General features: G+C 30.8%; 14 protein-coding genes. 10 read left to right on the top strand and 4 right to left on the bottom strand.

Features of this window, described 5'->3' with window-relative positions; all coding sequences use genetic code 11:
- Positions 1-29: 29 nt before the first annotated feature.
- The 3 genes from BX611_RS08245 to BX611_RS08235 form a co-directional block, all read right to left on the bottom strand.
- Positions 30-992 carry a hypothetical protein gene (locus tag BX611_RS08245; protein WP_115880035.1) on the bottom strand — a complete coding sequence of 321 codons (963 nt, stop codon included), beginning with the start codon at positions 990-992 and terminating at the stop codon, positions 30-32.
- A gap of 15 nt (positions 993-1,007) precedes the next feature.
- Positions 1,008-2,270 carry a tyrosine-type recombinase/integrase gene (locus BX611_RS08240; RefSeq protein ID WP_115880033.1) on the bottom strand — a complete coding sequence of 421 codons (1,263 nt, stop codon included), beginning with the start codon at positions 2,268-2,270 and terminating at the stop codon, positions 1,008-1,010.
- A gap of 267 nt (positions 2,271-2,537) precedes the next feature.
- Complete coding sequence (locus tag BX611_RS08235) at positions 2,538-3,350, bottom strand: SDR family oxidoreductase (RefSeq protein WP_115880031.1); 813 nt, start codon at positions 3,348-3,350, stop codon at positions 2,538-2,540.
- Between the two features lie 347 nt (positions 3,351-3,697).
- Here BX611_RS08235 and kduI point away from each other — a divergent pair, with 347 nt between their 5' ends.
- From kduI to BX611_RS08195, 8 genes are all read left to right on the top strand, one after another.
- Positions 3,698-4,537 (top strand): 5-dehydro-4-deoxy-D-glucuronate isomerase, encoded by an 840-nt coding sequence (kduI, locus tag BX611_RS08230; RefSeq protein ID WP_115880029.1) that lies wholly within the window; start codon positions 3,698-3,700, stop codon positions 4,535-4,537.
- Positions 4,538-4,550: 13 nt separating this feature from the next.
- Complete coding sequence (locus tag BX611_RS08225) at positions 4,551-5,339, top strand: gluconate 5-dehydrogenase (RefSeq protein ID WP_115880027.1); 789 nt, start codon at positions 4,551-4,553, stop codon at positions 5,337-5,339.
- A gap of 19 nt (positions 5,340-5,358) precedes the next feature.
- Positions 5,359-6,759 carry a glucuronate isomerase gene (uxaC, locus tag BX611_RS08220; protein ID WP_115880025.1) on the top strand — a complete coding sequence of 467 codons (1,401 nt, stop codon included), beginning with the start codon at positions 5,359-5,361 and terminating at the stop codon, positions 6,757-6,759.
- 27 nt (positions 6,760-6,786) lie between these two features.
- Positions 6,787-7,827 (top strand): sugar kinase, encoded by a 1,041-nt coding sequence (locus BX611_RS08215; protein ID WP_115880023.1) that lies wholly within the window; start codon positions 6,787-6,789, stop codon positions 7,825-7,827.
- Positions 7,828-7,927: 100 nt separating this feature from the next.
- Entirely contained in the window at positions 7,928-8,596 is a 669-nt protein-coding gene (locus tag BX611_RS08210) for a bifunctional 4-hydroxy-2-oxoglutarate aldolase/2-dehydro-3-deoxy-phosphogluconate aldolase (RefSeq protein ID WP_115880021.1), read from the top strand.
- A 79-nt stretch (positions 8,597-8,675) separates the two neighbouring features.
- Positions 8,676-9,974, top strand: coding sequence for an MFS transporter (locus BX611_RS08205; RefSeq protein ID WP_115880019.1), 1,299 nt, complete (start codon positions 8,676-8,678; stop codon positions 9,972-9,974).
- A 42-nt stretch (positions 9,975-10,016) separates the two neighbouring features.
- Positions 10,017-11,462, top strand: a complete 1,446-nt coding sequence (locus BX611_RS08200) for a tagaturonate reductase (protein ID WP_115880017.1) — start codon at positions 10,017-10,019, stop codon at positions 11,460-11,462.
- 34 nt (positions 11,463-11,496) lie between these two features.
- Complete coding sequence (locus tag BX611_RS08195) at positions 11,497-13,107, top strand: UxaA family hydrolase (protein ID WP_115880015.1); 1,611 nt, start codon at positions 11,497-11,499, stop codon at positions 13,105-13,107.
- 68 nt (positions 13,108-13,175) lie between these two features.
- Here BX611_RS08195 and BX611_RS08190 read toward each other — a convergent pair whose 3' ends face one another.
- Positions 13,176-14,201 carry a LacI family DNA-binding transcriptional regulator gene (locus BX611_RS08190; RefSeq protein WP_115880013.1) on the bottom strand — a complete coding sequence of 342 codons (1,026 nt, stop codon included), beginning with the start codon at positions 14,199-14,201 and terminating at the stop codon, positions 13,176-13,178.
- 477 nt (positions 14,202-14,678) lie between these two features.
- On the opposite strand from BX611_RS08190, the gene BX611_RS08185 reads away from it, so the two are divergent.
- Entirely contained in the window at positions 14,679-16,097 is a 1,419-nt protein-coding gene (locus BX611_RS08185) for a glycoside hydrolase family 28 protein (protein ID WP_115880510.1), read from the top strand.
- Between the two features lie 28 nt (positions 16,098-16,125).
- Positions 16,126-19,350, top strand: coding sequence for a SusC/RagA family TonB-linked outer membrane protein (locus BX611_RS08180; RefSeq protein ID WP_115880011.1), 3,225 nt, complete (start codon positions 16,126-16,128; stop codon positions 19,348-19,350).
- Positions 19,351-19,360 lie beyond the last annotated feature (10 nt).

Here is a 19,360-nt window from a genome sequence, read left to right as displayed (position 1 = left end):
TAAAATACGAGTTTACGGGAATTATTGTTTTAAGGAATTTTCTTTACTATATAATCATAATCTTTAGAGGGTTTTGCCCCGTCAATTTGTTTGCGTGTCTTATCACTAAATAGAACAAAACACGAACTTATTAACTTAAAATAGCTTTCAGGTTTGGATTTAGATAAACTTGGGTGTAATTCGGCAAATAAATCTTTAAACGCTTGGACAATATTTCCCTTAGCTGTGTATAATTTCTTAATAGGTTCCTTAATTTCAGGTATCGTAAAACTTTTTTCAAAGTATTCAGTTACCCAAATAACAAGGCTGTTATAATCTTGATGAGATAATATTTGCTTCTTCTGCCAAGGATCGTCAGTTAGTGTGAATCTAAAAGCCTCATTAACCTTAATAAAGGTTTCTGTATCACTGTTAGATTTTATTAAGATAGTCGTAGAGGAAACATTAGTGTCAAGATCTTCAATACTTTCTGCATCGCTAGCTCTTTCAGCTTCAGATTTTAAATATTCTAGCTTTGATTTTCTTAGAACAAGATCTCCAGATTGTATTTCTTTAATCTCTGAAATAAATGTTATAGGATCGCTTAAGATTAACCCATTTTCTAACGCCTTAATTAATTCCTTTGCATTTGTACACTTTTCCCAGTTATTACGTTTAACTTCACCTATAAAACCTAAATCATCCGCTATCAATTGATCTTCTTTCTGTTTGGATCGTTCATAAGATTCAAAATCTTTTTCTAACCTTATTGTTTCAAAATATTTATCCTCAAACTTCTCAATGTATTGATTACTGGAATATGTTATATTGATTAAACTATTAATTTCATTGATTAATAATTTAAAAAATTCATTTTGTCCAAAAATAGGTTTTGAATTTCTTGAATAGGTAAATCTTAGAAAATTATAATAGAAAAAATGTGCAATATTATCGTTTCTTCTTATTGTGTACTCAATATATGATTTAGCAATTAGATCCGTGAAATTATACATAGCAGCGTTATTTTTTTAAAAGTCCATCAGTTTATCAGCAAATTCTTTCTTATCCTTGTCTTCAAATCCAGCAAAATAGTTTTTTGTAACACTAAGGCTACTATGGTTTAGAGCTTCGCTTATAAATTCCATTGAAGCACCTTTTTGTATAGAGACAGTTGCAAAGGAGTGGCGGGCCCAGTACGAACTTATTTTAAATTCAAATCCTTCTCTTTTTGCAACTTTATTAAAGTGAAGGTTTATAAGACTGGTAAAGTTTTTAACCTTGCGCCGTTGTTTCAAAGCATCGTCTTCATTTAATAATATAGGAAATATAACTTGATCAGGGTTTTTATGTTCATTACCATATTTAAGTATAACTCCTCTTGCATAATCATTCAGCGGAACATTAATTTCTTTTAGATTTCCTTTTTTTGTATTGATAGTTTTGGCTCTGTAATATCTGATATTTCCATCATCAATGTTTTTATACTTCAAAAGTGCAATATCTTTAATATTCATACCACTACAGGCGTAACTAAAAAACCAGAAATCTTTAGCCCTTTCTTCTTCAGGAGTGATTGTATTAGCGTTAAATAAAATTTTCAACTGTTCTCTTGAAAGAGCCTTCTTAGTTCCTGTTGATGTTGGAATTTGATATTTGCCTTTTCCTTTGCCAAAAGGATAGGTTTCACGTTTAATTTCATTTTCATTGATGGCATCATTGAAAATAGTTCTTAATGCTCTTAGGTACATTGAAACAGTAGTTCTGCTTTTATCAACGTCTTTAATCATATAACTTTCATATTTATTTAACCAGTCAGTTGTAATATCGTAAAATGTTAAATTTTTAATGTTACCCTTAGATTTAGCAATTAAAAAATTGTTCAAGGACTTAAGACTTAAGCGATAGTTACTAGCAGTAGAAATTTGATCGTTTTTAGTTAGTACATCTATCTTGTTGTTATAGTGATATTGAATATTAATACTAGCACCTTTTCTTCTGAACATCTTTTTTTCAAAGGATTCAAATGAAAAAGGGGATAAGTCCATAGCAACTTTGTTAGCTCTACTTAGAATGTTCTGAAGGAATACTTTTATTTCATTTTTTTTACCTCGTACACTTTTATCTGAATTGAATATATCTTCAAAATCATCCTTAGATAAGTCTATACCTGTACCAAAAAATTTTTGCTTCTTGGTGATTACAGAATAGAGCTGTAATTTAACAGGGAATAGGTTAGGAGTATTCTTCTTTGACTTTCTTTTGTCAAGATATAGTGAAATTCTAAAATCCATAGCATTAGTTTGAAAAGTTAAATGTAATCATTTGCATAATATTTGCATAATATTTTAGTAAATAAACACTTTTATAAGTGAAGTAAAATTAAGTTGAAAAGTGTAAGTAATTGTAAAACAGTAGTTAAAGCGATTAGAGTGAAGTAGAATGAAGTGCGGTAGGATAACTTCTAAGCAGACGGTCATAGGTTCGAATCCTATCGCGATCACAAAAAGCCTTACTATTTTTAGTAAGGCTTTTTTGTTTTACGGGAGATTATTATTTAACTATACACCAGAAAACGCACTAAATCCACCATCTACTGGAACTACAATTCCATTTACAAAACTAGATGAGTCGCTACATAACCATAATAATGTACTTACCAACTCTTCTGGTTCGCCAAAACGTTTCATAGGTGTGTTTTTAACAATTGTTTTTCCTCTTTCTGTAAGAGACCCATCATTATTTAATAATAAACTTTTATTTTGGTTTCCAATAAAAAAACCAGGGGCAATAGCATTTACTCTGGTATTATTACTATGTTTTTGTGCCATTTCAATTGCAAGCCATTTTGTGAAGTTTTCAATAGCAGCTTTAGCGGCGGAATAACCAACAACTCTTGTTAAAACGTGTTGAGCTGTAATGGAAGAAATATTTATTATATTTCCATTTTTTTGTTTTACAATTTCACTCCCAAAAGCAATTGTAGGTAACAGAGTACCGTTAAGATTTAAATCTGTAACAGAATTAAAATCATTTGTGTTTATATCAAAAAAATTGTCTTCAGGCATTATTGTAGCTCCTTTTAAATTCCCGCCTGCTGCATTAACAAGTATATCAATTCTGCCCCATTTATTAAGTATAGCTTTTTTTACATCTTTTAATTTTTCGAGGTCTAAAACATCCGCAGCCATTGCTATTGCTTCCCCGCCTAAATTGTTAATGTCTTCCGATTTAATTTGAAGTGAACTTAAAGTTCTTCCAATTAATACAACCTTAATACCTTCAAGGGCAAGCCCTTTAGCCATTGCACCACCTAATGAACCTCCTCCGCCAGTTATTACTGCTACTTTGTTTTTATAGTTATGATTAAGCATTTTTTTAAATTTTAATTTGATAAATTTGAAATGATTTTATAAAAATATTCGATTTCAATTTAGCTCAAGGAAAACATTATTTTAAAAATATTTTACCAATAATATTCGAAATTAATCTTAATATTTTGGTAACAAAAATAAAATAAAAAATAATGAGTAAATGAAGCTAAGGTTGTTTTTAAATTTTTATTGAAATTTAAATATTTTATAATGGTAATATTTATTACCATTATATTAATAATTTCTTGATTTTTTTATTTAAAAAATGAAATGTATATAGATAAAATTTGCATTTAAAATAATTTCCATTACATTTGTGTAATCGATTACATTTTAAAAATAATACTATGTCAACAACTTACGAATCGCGCTACGCTTCTAGCCCACAAGCTGTAAAACAATATGATACGGCACAATTAAGAGAAGAGTTTTTAATTGAAAATTTAATGGAAGCAGGTAAAATTAATCTTACCTATTCTCATTACGATAGGTATATTGCTGGTTCTGCTGTTCCATTAGAGCCATTAAAACTTGAAACTATTGATCCTTTAAAGGCTGAATACTTCTTAGAAAGAAGAGAAATTGGAATTATAAATGTAGGAGGAAATGGAAGTGTAGAAGTAGATGGAACTTCTTGTGAATTAGGTTTTAAAGATGCATTATATATTGGAAGTGGAAATAAAGATGTGATTTTTAAAAGTGAAGATGTTAAGAATCCGGCTCTTTATTATATAAATTCTGCACCGGCACATAAAAGTTTTCCAACAAAAAAAGTGAGCAAAGCTGAAGCTAATAAATTAGAATTGGGATCTTTGGAAACGGCAAATCATAGAACTGTAAACCAAATGATTATTGGTGGAATTATTACCACGTGTCAATTGCAAATGGGAATGACAGAGCTTAAAACAGGAAGTGTATGGAATACAATGCCAGCTCACGTTCATGACCGTAGAATGGAGGTTTATTTTTATTTAGACATTCCAGAAAATCAAGCTGTTTGTCATTTTATGGGGCAACCACAAGAAACACGTCACATTTGGATGAATAATCATCAGGCTGTAATTTCTCCACCTTGGTCAATTCATTGTGGTTCAGGAACTTCAAATTATACATTTATATGGGGAATGGCAGGTGAAAACCTAGATTATAACGATATGGATGTAGCTAAAATAACTGAATTGAGATAAACATAATATTACAATGAAAAATTTATTTGATTTAACAGGTAAAAGAGCTTTAATTACTGGTGGAGTTCATGGTTTAGGAATGGCAATGGCAAAAGCTCTAGGTCATGCGGGAGCAGAACTAATTGTAAATAATTATTCACCTGACATGCTTGAAGTAGCAAAAAAAGAATATGAAAGTGAAGGATTAAAAGTCAACACGTATGTTTTTGATGTTACCAATGATAAAGAAGTTGAGAAATATATTGATATTATAGAAAAAGAAGTAGGTCCAATTGATATTCTGATTAACAATGCAGGGATTATTAAAAGAATTCCAATGGAAGATATGGAATCGGAAGATTTTAGGGCTGTAATTGATGTTAATTTAGTAGGGCCTTTTATTGTTTCTAAATATGTTGGTAGAAAAATGATAACTCGCCGCGCAGGAAAAATTATTAACATTAATTCTATGATGAGTGAATTAGGTAGAAATACAGTTTCTGCTTACGCAGCTTCCAAAGGAGGGTTAAAAATGTTAACTAAAAACATGGCAACAGAATGGGCAAAATATAATATTCAAACAAATGGTATTGGACCAGGTTATTTTGCAACTTCACAAACTGCTCCTATAAGGGTTGATGGGCATCCATTTAATGAATTTATTATCAACCGTACTCCAGCAGCACGCTGGGGAAATCCTGAAGATTTAGCAGGTGCTGCTGTATTTTTAGCATCAAAAGCCAGCGATTTTGTAAACGGACAAATCATTTATGTAGATGGAGGTATTTTAGCTACAATTGGTAAGCCTTCAAATGAAGAATAATTTAAAGTAATTATATAAAATGAGTGCAAAATTTATACATGATGATTTTTTACTGGGAAATAAATTCGCAGAAGAATTATATCATAACTATGCAAAAAATCAACCAATAATTGATTATCACAATCATTTACCTCCCCAACAAATTTCAGAAAATATAATATTTGATAATATAACAAATGTTTGGATTAATGGTGATCATTACAAATGGCGTGCAATGCGTACATTAGGTATAAATGAAGAATTTATAACAGGTGGAGCATCAGATAAAGATAAATTTTTAAGTTGGGCAAAAACAGTTCCATATACAATGAGAAATCCATTGTATCATTGGACACATTTAGAATTAGCAAGGTATTTTGATATTTATGATTTATTGAATGAAAATTCCGCAGAAAAAATTTATCAAGAAACGAAAGAAAAATTAAATACAGAAGCTTATAGTGTTCAAAATTTATTGCATAAAGTAAATGTAGAAGTTGTTTGTACAACTGAAGATCCAATAGATACTTTAGAGCATCATCAGAAAATTAAAGAAAGCAATCTAAATTTAAAAGTGAGTACAGCTTTTAGACCAGATAAAGCAATATTAATTGATGAAGAAGGCTATAATACTTATATTGATTTACTTGGGAAATCAGCTGATATTTCAATAAATTCCTATCAAGACTTACGTGATGCATTAGCAAAAAGAATTGCATATTTTGATGATAATGGCTGTAAACTTTGCGATCACGGATTAAATCAAATTTATTTTGAGGAATTTAAAGAAAGTGAAATAAAATCGATTTTTGAAAAGAAAAGAGCAAATAAATCAATAACCAATAACGAAGTTTTGAAATTTCAAAGTGCAATTTTATTATTTCTGGCAGAAACATATCACAAGTTTGGTTGGGTGCAACAATTTCATTTAGGAGCTTTAAGAAATAACAATGCTCGTATGCTAAGAGTTTTAGGGCCAGACACAGGTTGGGATTCTATTGGGGATTATTCTCAGGCTCAAAAATTATCAAATTTTTTAAATGCATTAGATAGCAAAGATAAATTAACCAAAACTATTCTTTATAATTTAAATCCAGCAGACAACGAAGTAATGGCTACAATGATAGGAAACTTTAATGATGGAAGTTTAAAAGGTAAAGTTCAATATGGTTCTGGCTGGTGGTTTTTAGATCAAAAAGATGGAATGACAAAACAATTAAATGCACTTTCTAATATGGGGCTAATTAGTTGTTTTATTGGTATGCTAACCGATTCTAGAAGCTTTTTATCATTTCCTAGGCACGAATATTTTAGAAGAATTCTTTGTAATCTTTTAGGTGAGGAAATTAAAAAAGGGGAGCTGCCAAATGATATGGAATGGATTGGGAAAATGGTTTCAGATATTAGTTATAATAACGCAAAAGAATATTTCAAATTTTAAAATAAAGAATTTAATATATAATTTACAATGAGTAAAGTAGTAACATTTGGAGAAATCATGTTGAGATTGGCTCCACAAGGATTTTTAAGATTTTCACAAGCCGATAATTTTGATGTTGTTTATGGAGGAGGAGAATCAAATGTAGCAGTTTCTTTGGCAAACTATGGAGTTTCTGTAGATTTTGTAACACGTTTACCAAAAAATGATATTGGAGAATGTGCTATGATGGAAATGCGTAAAAGAGGTGTTGGAATAGATAAAATTGTTTGGGGTGGAGATCGTTTAGGAATCTATTTCTTAGAAACAGGAGCAGTATCTAGAGGTTCTAAAGTGGTTTATGATAGAGCGCATTCAGCAATTGCTGAAATTGAATCAGGAATGATCAATTGGGAAGAAGTCTTTGAAGGTGCAGAATGGTTTCACTGGACAGGTATTACTCCTGCAATTTCACAAGGAGCAGCTGATGTTTGTTTAGAGGCAGTTAAAGCAGCAAGTAAATTAGGTTTAACTATTTCAACAGATTTAAACTACCGTGCAAAATTATGGAATTATGGCGGAGACAGAGAAGCTATTATGACTGAATTAACATCGTATTGCGATGTTATTTTAGGAAATGAAGAAGATGCTGAAAAACACTTCAACATAAAACCAGAAGGATTAGATATTACAACGCATGGACATGATGTAAAAGCAGAAGCGTTTTTATCTGTTTGTCAACAAATGATGGAAAAATTCCCAAGAGCTAAAAAAGTAATTACAACTTTAAGAGGTTCCATTTCAGCATCACATAACACATGGGCAGGAGTTTTGTATGATGGTACAAAAATGTTTGAAACGCGTCAATACCAAATTACTGATATTGTAGATAGAGTAGGTGGAGGAGATTCATTTATGGGTGGTTTAATCTACGGATTGTTAACGTATCCAGAAGACGATCAAAATGCATTAGACTTTGCAGTTGCAGCGTCTTGCTTAAAACATACTATTAAAGGTGATGCCAATTTAGTAACAGTTGATGAAGTTAATAAATTAATGGGCGGTGACGCTTCAGGAAGAGTAGCAAGATAAAATATAAATGTTTTAATTAGAATTGATTTTGTTGGGGAGTTGTAAATTGTTAGGTATAAGTCAACTCTCCACATTATCAATATTTAAATTATAAAATAAAATGGCACAATTTACAAGAATAGAAGTTGCATCAGTAATGAAAGAAACGGGAATGGTTCCTTTATTTTTTAGTAACGATTTAGAATTAAGTAAACAAGTATTAAAAGCATGTTATGATGGTGGAGCTCGATTAATGGAGTTTACTGCTCGAGGAGATTTTGCTCACGAAGTTTTTGGAGAATTAACTAAATACGCTATTGCAGAATTACCAGGAATGATAATGGGAGTTGGTTCAGTTACCGATGGTGCTGCCGCTTCATTATATATAGCTTTGGGTGCTAATTTTATTGTAACTCCAGTTTTAAGAGAAGATATTGCCATTGCTTGTAATAGAAGAAAAGTTTTATGGTCACCAGGCTGTGGAACTTTAACAGAAATAGCTAGAGCTGAAGAGTTAGGATGTGAAATTGTAAAATTATTCCCTGGAGATATTTACGGACCACAATTTGTAAAAGGAATAAAAGGTCCTCAACCTTGGACAAGTGTTATGCCTACTGGTGGAGTTTCACCAACAAAAGAAAATATAGAAGGATGGTTTAATGCAGGAGTTACTTGTGTTGGAATGGGATCACAATTAATTTCAAAAGAAATTTTAGCGAATAAAGATTTTAATACGTTAAAAAATAAAGTAAAAGAAGCCTTAGAAATTATAAAACAAGTAAGAAAATAAATTTAAACCATTTATAATTCAACATTTGTATTAAAAGTTTAATGCCTGTTGATTACTAACCAAATAAATAAAAATAATTATGGATGAAACTCAAAAGATAGGAAACTATCGCTACAGAATTTTAGCACTTTTAATGTTTGCTACAACTATCAACTATTTTGATAGGAGTATTATTGGTGTAATGGCTCCAACTTTAGAAAAAATGTTTGGTTGGACAAACAGTGATTATGCCAATATTATGATTTCATTTAAAGTTGCCTATGCGGTAGGGATGTTATCAATGGGAGGATTAATAGACCGTTTGGGAACTAAAAAAGGGTATACGCTTTCTATTGCAATTTGGAGTTTCTTTGGGATGTTACACGCATTGGTTCGCCCTGGATTTAGTGTAATTGGTTTTGCTGCAGCTCGATTTGGTTTGGGTTTTGGTGAAGCAGGAAACTTTCCGGCTGCAATTAAAACAACTGCAGAATGGTTTCCAAAAAAAGACCGTGCATTTGCAACAGGTCTTTTTAATGCAGCAACAAGTATTGGAGCAATTGCAGCTCCATTTGTAATTGGTTGGATAGTGCATGAAGATGGAAAAAACTGGCAAGTACCATTCTTAATTACAGGTGCTTTAAGTGCATTGTGGGTATTTCTATGGTTTAAAATGTATAAAAAACCAGAAGTTCATCCCAAAGTATCAAAAGAAGAATTAGCATATATTCAAAGTGATTCAGAAACAGAAAATGAAGAAAAATTACCTTGGAAAAGTGTATTGGATAAGCGTCAAACTTGGGCTTTTGGTTTAGCTAAAGTTACAGATGCAGTATGGTGGTTTTACCTTTTCTGGGGAGCAAAATTTTTGGCAGAAACCTTTGATGTAAATATTAAAAACATCGCATTACCATTTTTTGTTATTTATATTTTAGCAGATGGAGGAAGTATTTTTGGAGGATATCTTTCAGGAGCATTAATGAGAAAGGGATGGACAGTAAATAAGGCTCGAAAAATTACGTTGTTAATTTGCGCTTTAATTATCCTTCCAGTAAGTTTTGTGGCCGTTACAGAAAGTAAATGGATAGCAATTATACTAATTGGATTAGGAGCAGCTGGTCATCAAGCTTGGTCCGCTAATATATTTACGTTAGTTTCCGATGTTTTTCCAAGAAAAGCTACAGCTTCAGTTGTAGGAATTGGAGGTATGATTGGAGCTGTTGCAGGTATAGTTGCAGATAAAGCATTGGGTTCGGTACTGGATCAGGCTGGAAATAGTGGCTATTTTTGGGCCTTTTTAATTGCAGGCTCATGTTACCTTATTATTCTTGGCTTAGTTCATTTATTAATGCCGAAAATGACACCTTTAGATGAAAATTTAAACCCAGTTGAAAATTAAAATATTTACAAATTATAGCTATTACTAATTTATAGTAAATAAATGAAAAAACTAAATAGAAAAAATACAGGTTTAGAAAATAAACTCCCAATAAAAATAGTACAATTTGGAGAGGGTAATTTTTTAAGAGCTTTTATAGATTACGCATTTCAAGAATTGAATAAAGCAGTAAATTTTAATGCGGGAATTGCCGTAGTGCAACCAATAGATAAAGGGTTGGTAGATTTACTTAATGAGCAAGATGGTTTGTACACACTTTTTATGAAAGGTGTTAAAAAAGGAAAGGAAATTCAAGATATTGAATTAATTTCAAACATTGTAAAAGGTGTAAATCCGTATGCTAATTTTAACGATTACTTAAGTTTGGCTAAAGAAGAAGAATTGGAATTTGTAATTTCTAATACAACCGAAGCAGGAATTGCTTATGTGGCTTCTGATACACCGGAAATGCAGCCACCAAGTTCGTTTCCTGCTAAATTAACAGTGCTTTTATATGAACGATTTAAACATTTTAATGGTGATTCAAAAAAAGGGCTTACAATTATTCCTTGTGAATTAATAAACCATAATTCAGAAACATTAAAGGAAATTATTCTTCAATATATAAATGACTGGAAATTAGGAGATGAGTTTAAAAATTGGATATTAAAAAGTAATTCATTTCACAGTACATTAGTTGACAGAATTGTTCCGGGTTATCCAAAAGATGAAATAGAAGCATACAATGCTCAGTTAGATTATTCAGATAATTTAATAGTAGCCGCCGAAGCTTTTTTGTTATGGGTTATTGAAGGAGGAGACGATTTAAAAGCAAAATTACCATTTGATAAAACAAATTTAGATGTTAAAATTGTTAGCGATATGCAACCATACAGAACAAGAAAAGTTCGAATTTTAAATGGTGCGCATACAGCAATGGTTCCTTTTTCAATTTTATATGGAAATAAAACGGTTAAACAATCTGTTGATGATGCTTTTACAGGTCCTTTTATAAACAAGGCTGTTTTTGAAGAAATTATAGATACATTGGATATGGATAAAAATGAGTTAAATAGTTTTGCTGAAGAAGTTTTTGACCGTTTTAGAAATCCATTCATTATTCATAATTTATCAAGTATTGCTTTAAATACAGTTTCAAAATTTAAAGTGCGTGTATTGCCAAGTTTACTGGGATATGTAAAAATTCATAACAAAATACCAACAAATTTAACATTTGCATTTGCATCGTTAATACGTTTTTATAAAGGCACTTTTAATGGTAAAACCTTGCCAGTACAAGATAGTGAAGCGATTGTTTCTAATTTTGAAAAAATTTGGAAATCTAATGATTACAATCAAATAGCGAAAGCTGTTTTAAGTAATGAATCATTTTGGGGAGAAGATTTAACAAAAGTTGAACATTTACCAGAAGCAATTGCATTAGCTTTAAAAGAAATTGAAGTTAATGGTATTGAAAAAGGTTTTGCAAATTACAGCAAAACATATTAAGAAATAATCACCTAAAATATAACAGAATAATAGAATGCAAAACAAAATTATAAAAGTAAATTCATCAGATAACGTTGCAGTTGCTTTGATAAATTTAAAAGCAGGAGAAGTTGTTGCTTTTGAAGGTGAAAATATTACTATTTTATCAGATACAAAATCAAAACATAAAATAGCTTTAAAAAAGTTTGAACCTGGTGACAGAATTATTATGTACAGCGTTCTTGTGGGAACTGCCAATGAAACAATAGAAAAAGGTGATGTTTTAACAATTAATAATGTAAAGCACCAAAGTGATAAAGTTTTTGGAAAAACGGAATCATTTAGTTGGACTGCTCCTGATGTTGAAAAATGGAAAAATAAAACATTCTTAGGCTATCACAGAGAAGACGGTCAAGTTGGTATTGAAAATGTTTGGTTATTTTTTCCGCTAGTATTTTGTGAAAACAGAAATATTGAAATTTTAAAAGAAGTTTTCGAAAAAGAACTTTTAAAACAAAAAGAGAGTTCACATCAACTATTATTACGTTCTTTAGTAAGTGGTGAAGGTGAAAATGAAGTTAAAACAGAAACTTCTAAAAATGTATTTGATAATATTGATGTTAAGTTTATTACTCATCCCGGTGGTTGCGGAGGTATTAGGCAGGATTCAGAAAGTTTAGCAAAATTGTTAGCAGGTTATGTTAATAATCCAAATGTAGCTGGGGCAACAGTTTTAAGTTTAGGGTGTCAAAATCTACAAATAAGCATTTTTAAAGAAGCCTTAAAAGCTATTAATCCAGACTTAAAAAAGCCTGTTTTAATTTATGAACAGCAACAAATGGGTACAGTTGACGAGATGTTATCAGCTATTGTAAAAGATTCTTTTGAAGCCATTAAAAAAGCGAACAACACAGAACGGAAGCCAGCGCCTTTATCTAAATTGAAAGTTGGTTTAGAATGTGGAGGATCAGACGGTTTTTCAGGAATATCAGCAAATCCAACTTTAGGAGCAGTTTCAGATTTATTAGTAGCGTTAAATGGCACTGCTGTTTTAGCTGAATTTCCTGAACTTTGTGGGGTTGAGCAGGAATTGGTTAATAGATGTGTAAATGATAGTGATGGTGAAAAATTTTTAGCCCTAATGAAAGCTTTTGAAAAATCTGTAGTAGATGCAGGTTCAGGGTTTGATATGAATCCTTCGCCTGGAAATATAAAAGACGGATTAATTACTGACGCTATGAAATCGGCTGGAGCTGCTAAAAAAGGAGGAACTTCACCTGTACAAAGTGTATTAGATTATGGTGAATATATTTATAAGCCAGGCCTTAATTTGTTATGTACACCTGGAAATGATGTAGAAAGTACCACAGCTTTGGTAGGATCTGGAGTTAATATGGTTTTATTTACAACAGGGTTAGGTACACCAACAGGAAATCCAATTGCTCCTATAATTAAAGTATCTTCAAATACAGAATTAGCAGAAAAAATGCCTGATATTATTGATATTGAAACCGGTGCGGTTATACGTGGTGAAAAATCAATAGAACAAATGGCAGAAGAAATGTTAGAATTTATGATAGCGGTTGCTAGTGGTAATATACAAACTAAAGCGAAATTATTAAATCAAAACGATTTTATTCCTTGGCGTAGAGGGGTATCATTATAATTTGTTTGTTTAAAAAAAAAGCCAAGAATTTTAATTCTTGGCTTTTTTTTAAACTGATTTTTTTTGTATTAATTTTCTCTTCGTGAAGATTTTCTAACCATTAATTCTGGGGAAAGCACCACATGTTTTTCAGACTTAATTTTTTTTCCATTATTAACTTCTTCCAAAAATACTTGAGCGGTTATTCTACCCATTTCTGTAGGAGACTGATCCACAGATGTTATCGAAAGCTCCATAAATTTTGTAAATGGTTCATTACTAAAGCCTATAATGCCTATGTCTTCAGGAATTCTAAGTCCACGTTCTTTTATTTCTTGAATTGCACCAAGAGCTGTAAAATCACTGGATGAGAATATGGCATCAGGAGGTCTTTCCATATCCAAAAGTATTTTAGTTGTTTTTTTACCTTCATGTACTTTACTCTGAGTTTCAATTACAAGGCTTTCATCAAACTCAAGGCCATTATCAATAATCGCTTGTTTATAACCTAAATACCTGTTTTTAAATATTAAAAGTAAGCGGTCATTTGATAAATGAGCAATACGCTTATAGCCTTGATCTATTAAATGTTTAGTAGCATCATAAGCACCTTTAAAGTCATCAATAGTTACTGAACTTACACCTTTAATATCTTTTTTTCTGTCAAAGAATATTAACGGTATATTTTTTTTAAGTAGTTTTTGAAAACTTTGGTTGTCTTCTAATTTAGCATTTGATATCGACATTAAAATACCATCAACTTGTGCATTTAGTAACGAATTAATGTTTCCTATTTCTAAGTCTTCCTGATCGTGGGTTTGGCAAATTATTACATGGTATCCCTTAGGATATAATTCTTCTTCTATTCCTCTAATTATGGATGCAAAAAAATTACTATCTATTCTAGGTACAATAACACCAATATTATAGCTTTTACCACTTTTAAGAGCTAAAGCAAGTTTGTTTTGCTCATAATTCATTTTAGCGGCTGTTTCTAAAACAAGTTTACGGGTGGCTTTACTTATTTTCGGATTGTTATTTAAAGCTCTAGATACTGTAGCTGCAGTTATATTTAGTTCTTTTGCAATATCATAAATAGTAGTTTTTCCGCTCATGTAAGGTTAAAATTATTTTGTAAAAATACAGTTTTTTATTTATTTAAAAATATAAAATGTTATCGATTACATAAATGTATGGTTTTACAATTAATAATACAATTGAATCTGAGATTTTCCTTTAATTATACTTTATATATTTATATAAGTTCTAATGAAAAAAATACTTTTAAAAAGAATTTTATTTTAAATAGGAAATTTATTAAAATTATGAAGTTTAAAGCATTGTAAGACAATTATATATATTAAAAATGTATCGTTTAAATTATATAAAAATATATTAATATAAAACTGAAACAAGATAAAACCCTTGTAGTAACTGATGTTTAAAAACTAAATATATAGGCCTAACTTATTCAAAGTTAAAGCTCAATATTATTTTAACAAATAATTTGGTTTTCTTGTTGTCTTTTTTTACATTTGTGTAATCGATTACATTATTTTTATTTATTAATGTATAGTAAAAAATTATCCAATATGTATAAAAAAATATTTTTGGTATTAGTAATGTTTGTATTTGTAGTTTCTTGCAACGAGAAAAAAGATAAGATTGTTACTATAAGTCCTTGGGATAAAATGCAGCAAATAATTGATAGTGCTGCTGAACCTACCTTTCCTGATAAAACCTTTAATATTCTTGATTTTGGTGCAGTTCCTAATGGAATAGAAAGCAATACAGAGGCTTTTAAAAAAGCTATAAATGAATGCACAAATAATGGTGGTGGAATTGTTTTAATTCCGTCAGGTAAATATTTAACAGGTCCTATTCATTTAGAAAATAATGTGAACCTTCATTTAGAAGAAGGTTCGGAGATTTTATTTAGTACAAATCCTGCAGATTATTATCCTTTAGTACATACTTCTTATGAAGGAACAGAATTGATGAATTATTCACCATTAATATATGCTTACAAAAAAAATAATATAGCGGTTACAGGTAAAGGAATACTTAATGGACAGGCGAGTAATGAATTCTGGTGGCCTTGGTGCGGGAAAGATTCTTACGGATGGAAACCAGGAATGGGACAGCAAAAAGATAGTTTAAACCTGCCAGTGTTAATGGATATGGGAGAGAATAATACTCCTTTAAATGAACGTGTTTTTGGTGAAAACCATTTTTTGCGTCCAAGTTTTTTTCAGCCATTTGAATGTACAAATGTTATGATTGAAGGTGTTAAGATTATTAATGCTCCGTTTTGGGTAATGCACCCTATAAAATGTGTAAATGTAATTGTTGATGGTGTTACAGTTGAAAGTCATGGTCCGAATAACGATGGGTGTGATCCGGAATATTCTAAAAATGTAATTATTAAAAATTGCACTTTCAATACTGGAGATGATTGTATTGCAATAAAATCAGGTAGAAATGGTGATGGAAGAAGAGTAGCTATAAAAAGTGAAAATATTGTAGTTCAAAATTGTAAAATGATTGATGGTCATGGTGGTGTTGTTATGGGAAGTGAGATTTCTGCAGGAGTTAAAAATGTTTTTGTTGAAAATTGTGTAATGGATAGCCCTAATCTTGATAGAGCTATTAGAATTAAATCAAATTCAAAAAGAGGTGGCCTTGTTGAAAACATTTTTGTGAGAAATATTGAAGTTGGTCAAGTTAAAGAAGCAGTTTTAAAGATTAATATGTTTTACGGTATATATGGAGTGCAAGAAGGAGGTTATATTCCTGAAGTAAGAAATATATATTTAGAAAATATAACTGTTAAAAACGGTGGTAAATTTGGAATTTTAGCTAACGGATATAAAGAATTACCTATTCAAAATATTACTTTAAAAAATGTGAAAATAGAAAAAGTTGAAAAGCCATATTCACTTGAAAATGTGAATAATATAAATTTTACAGATACATATATAAATGGAAAACTAATGACAAACATTAATTAATTAAACAATAACCAAATAGAAACAAATTATGAATATCAAACCTTTATTAAAAAAATTATTAAAATGTAGTTTTACATTTTTAGTTTTTATGACCTTGTTTTTGGGAAATACTCTATATGCCCAAGGAGGATCTACTATAAGTGGAGTTGTTACTGAGGCATCTGGGGGACCATTGCCTGGAGTAAATATTTTAGAAAAAGGAACAAATAATGGAGCTTCAACTGATTTTGATGGTAATTTTACTATCAAAGTATCAAACTCTAATGCAATTTTAGTTATTAGCTACCTTGGTTTTGAGACACAGGAAATAAATGTGGCAGGTAAAACTTCTCTTAATGTTGTGCTAAAAGCAAATTTAGAAGCATTAGACGAGATTGTTGTAATAGGTTATGGATCAACACGTAAGTCGGATTTAACAGGTTCTGTTGTTTCTGTTGGAGGTGATGATTTAAAAAAGCAATCTGTTTCAAATGTTGCAGAGGCTTTGCAAGGTCGTATGGCTGGGGTACAAGTGACTTCTTCAGAAGGTTCTCCAGATGCAGAAATTAAAATTAGAATTCGAGGAGGAGGTTCTTTAACACAAGATAGCTCTCCATTAATAATTGTTGATGGATTTCCTGTAAACAGCATGAGCGATGTTTCGCCTGCAGATATTGAAAATATTACAGTTTTAAAAGATGCTTCATCTACAGCTATTTATGGTTCAAGAGGTGCAAATGGTGTAATTATTATAACTACTAAAAGTGGTATAGATGGTAAAATACAAGTAAATTTTAACACTTTCTACGGAGTAAGTAAAATCGCAAAAACTATTGATGTGCAAGAGCCAGAAGATTTTGTTAAATGGCAATATGAATATGCATTACTTGATAATCCAGATGATTTAGATTCTTATGAAAAATATTTTGGGCAATGGCAAGATTATGATCAATATGCAGGTATGATAGGAAATAACTGGCAGAAACAGATTTATGGAGAAATGGGTGAAGTGTTGAGTAATGATTTAGGAATTCGTGGTGGTTCTGAAAAAATTAATTTCAATTTTAACTACGCACGTTATGATGCAAAAACCATTATGTTGGGTTCAGATTTTAAAAGAGATAACTTGTCTTTAGCCTTAAAAAGTAAAGCCAGCGAAAAAATTGATTTATCATTTACAATACGTTACTCAGATACAGAAATTAATGGAGGTGGAGCGAATGAACAAAATGAAGTTTCTTCGGCAGATGCACGTCTTAGACATAGTGTTGGTTATTCACCAATTCCATTACCAGGTTTAACAACTACAAATACAGATGAAGCACTTTCTAGTTATTTAGTTAATCCTTTTGTTGCTGTTGATGATAATCAACGTAAAAAACTCAGAAAAAATTACAATGTACTTGGAAGTTTTTCTTGGAAAATAATTGAAAACCTTCAATTTAAAACTGATTTAGGTTTAGATAATTATAGTAATTTAGATTACCGTTTTTATGGACGCTCTACATATTATGCAAGTAATAGACCAGCTGCTGAAAATCAAGGATTACCTTCTTTGTTATTTAGTGATGAAAAAAGAGAGCGATTTAGAAATGCTAATACATTTAATTTTGATTTTAATAAAATATTGGATGAAAAACATAGCTTAAAAGTTCTTTTAGGTGAGGAAATGATAGTTTCTAAAACCAATGATGTTACTACCGAAATTCAAGGTTTTCCGAAGTTTTTTGACTTTGATACTTCTAGAAATTTAACAAGCCAAGGTGTACCAATATCAGTTGATAACTATTACAGTCCAGATGATAAATTATTATCGTTTTTTGGTCGTGTAAATTATAGTTATAAAGATCGTTATCTTTTAACTGCAACATACCGTGCGGATGGTTCAAGTAAATTTTTAGGTGACAATCGTTGGGGATATTTTCCATCAGCGGCTTTAGCTTGGAAGATGAAAGAAGAAGATTTTTTAAAAGATGTTTCTTGGGTTAATTCATTGAAACTTAGGTTAAGTTACGGACAGGCTGGAAATAATAATATCCCATCTGGACAAACAGTTCAAAATTTTGAGTCAAAAACTACAACATATATAAATGGAGTTTCTAATTATTGGGCAGCCTCTAATACTTTAGCTAATCCAGATTTAAAATGGGAAACAACCATTACTCAAAACTTGGGTATTGATTTTGATTTATTAGATCGTCGTATAAGCGGTTCATTAGAAGCTTATAAAAATGTTACTCAAGACTTATTAATCAATTTTCCTACACCGGGAACAGGTTATGTAAGTCAGTATAGAAATATGGGGGAAACTCAAAATACAGGTATTGAAGCTTCTTTAAATGTAAGAGCAATTGAAAAAGAAGATTATGGTTTAAATTTTTCTTTTAACATTGGATTTAACAAAAATCGTATAAACTCACTTGGAGTTATGGATGATTTTGGTCAAAATACGAATTGGGCTTCAACTCAAATAGGAAATGATTATGTTATAAATGTTGGTCAACCTATAGGTTTAATGTATGGATATGAAAGTGATGGGCGTTACGAAGTATCAGACTTTGATTTTGATTCAGGAACAGGAACTTATACATTGAAATCTGGAGTTGTTGATAATGCAGCAGTTATAGGTGCTGTTATGCCTGGTTCTATGAAATTAAAAGATATAGATGGTGATGGTTTAGTAACTGTAGATGATAATACTATTATTGGAGATTCTAATCCAACACATACAGGTGGTTTTGTTATTAATGCGAATGCTTATGGTTTTGATCTTTCTGCAGCTTTTAACTGGAGTGTAGGAAATGATGTGTACAATGCAAATAAAATTGAATTTACTACATCTAATCAAAACGGACAATACAGAAATTTAAGTACAATTATGGCTGATGGAAGTAGATGGACAAATTTAGATCCAGCTTCTGGTCAATTAGTTACAGATCCAGCACAATTAACAGCACTTAATGCTAATACTACAATGTGGTCGCCATATATGTCTCGTTTTGTTTTTAGCGACTGGGCAGTTGAAGATGGTTCTTTTTTAAGATTAAACACAATTACATTAGGGTATACAGCACCAGAATCAATAGTTTCAAAAATTGGTGTTTCTAAACTGAGATTTTATGCTACAGCTAATAATGTTTTCATTATTACAAACTATACAGGTCTTGATCCTGAGGTGTCAACAAGAAGAAAGACTCCTCTTACACCAGGAGTAGATTATTCTCCTTTTCCACGTAGTAGATCAATAGTTTTTGGGTTAAACCTTAATTTTTAATTAAAACATT

The organism is Lutibacter oceani (assembly GCF_003384935.1).
Classification (GTDB): Bacteria; Bacteroidota; Bacteroidia; order Flavobacteriales; family Flavobacteriaceae; genus Lutibacter; species Lutibacter oceani.
This window is presented reverse-complemented; position numbering and strand designations above follow the sequence as displayed.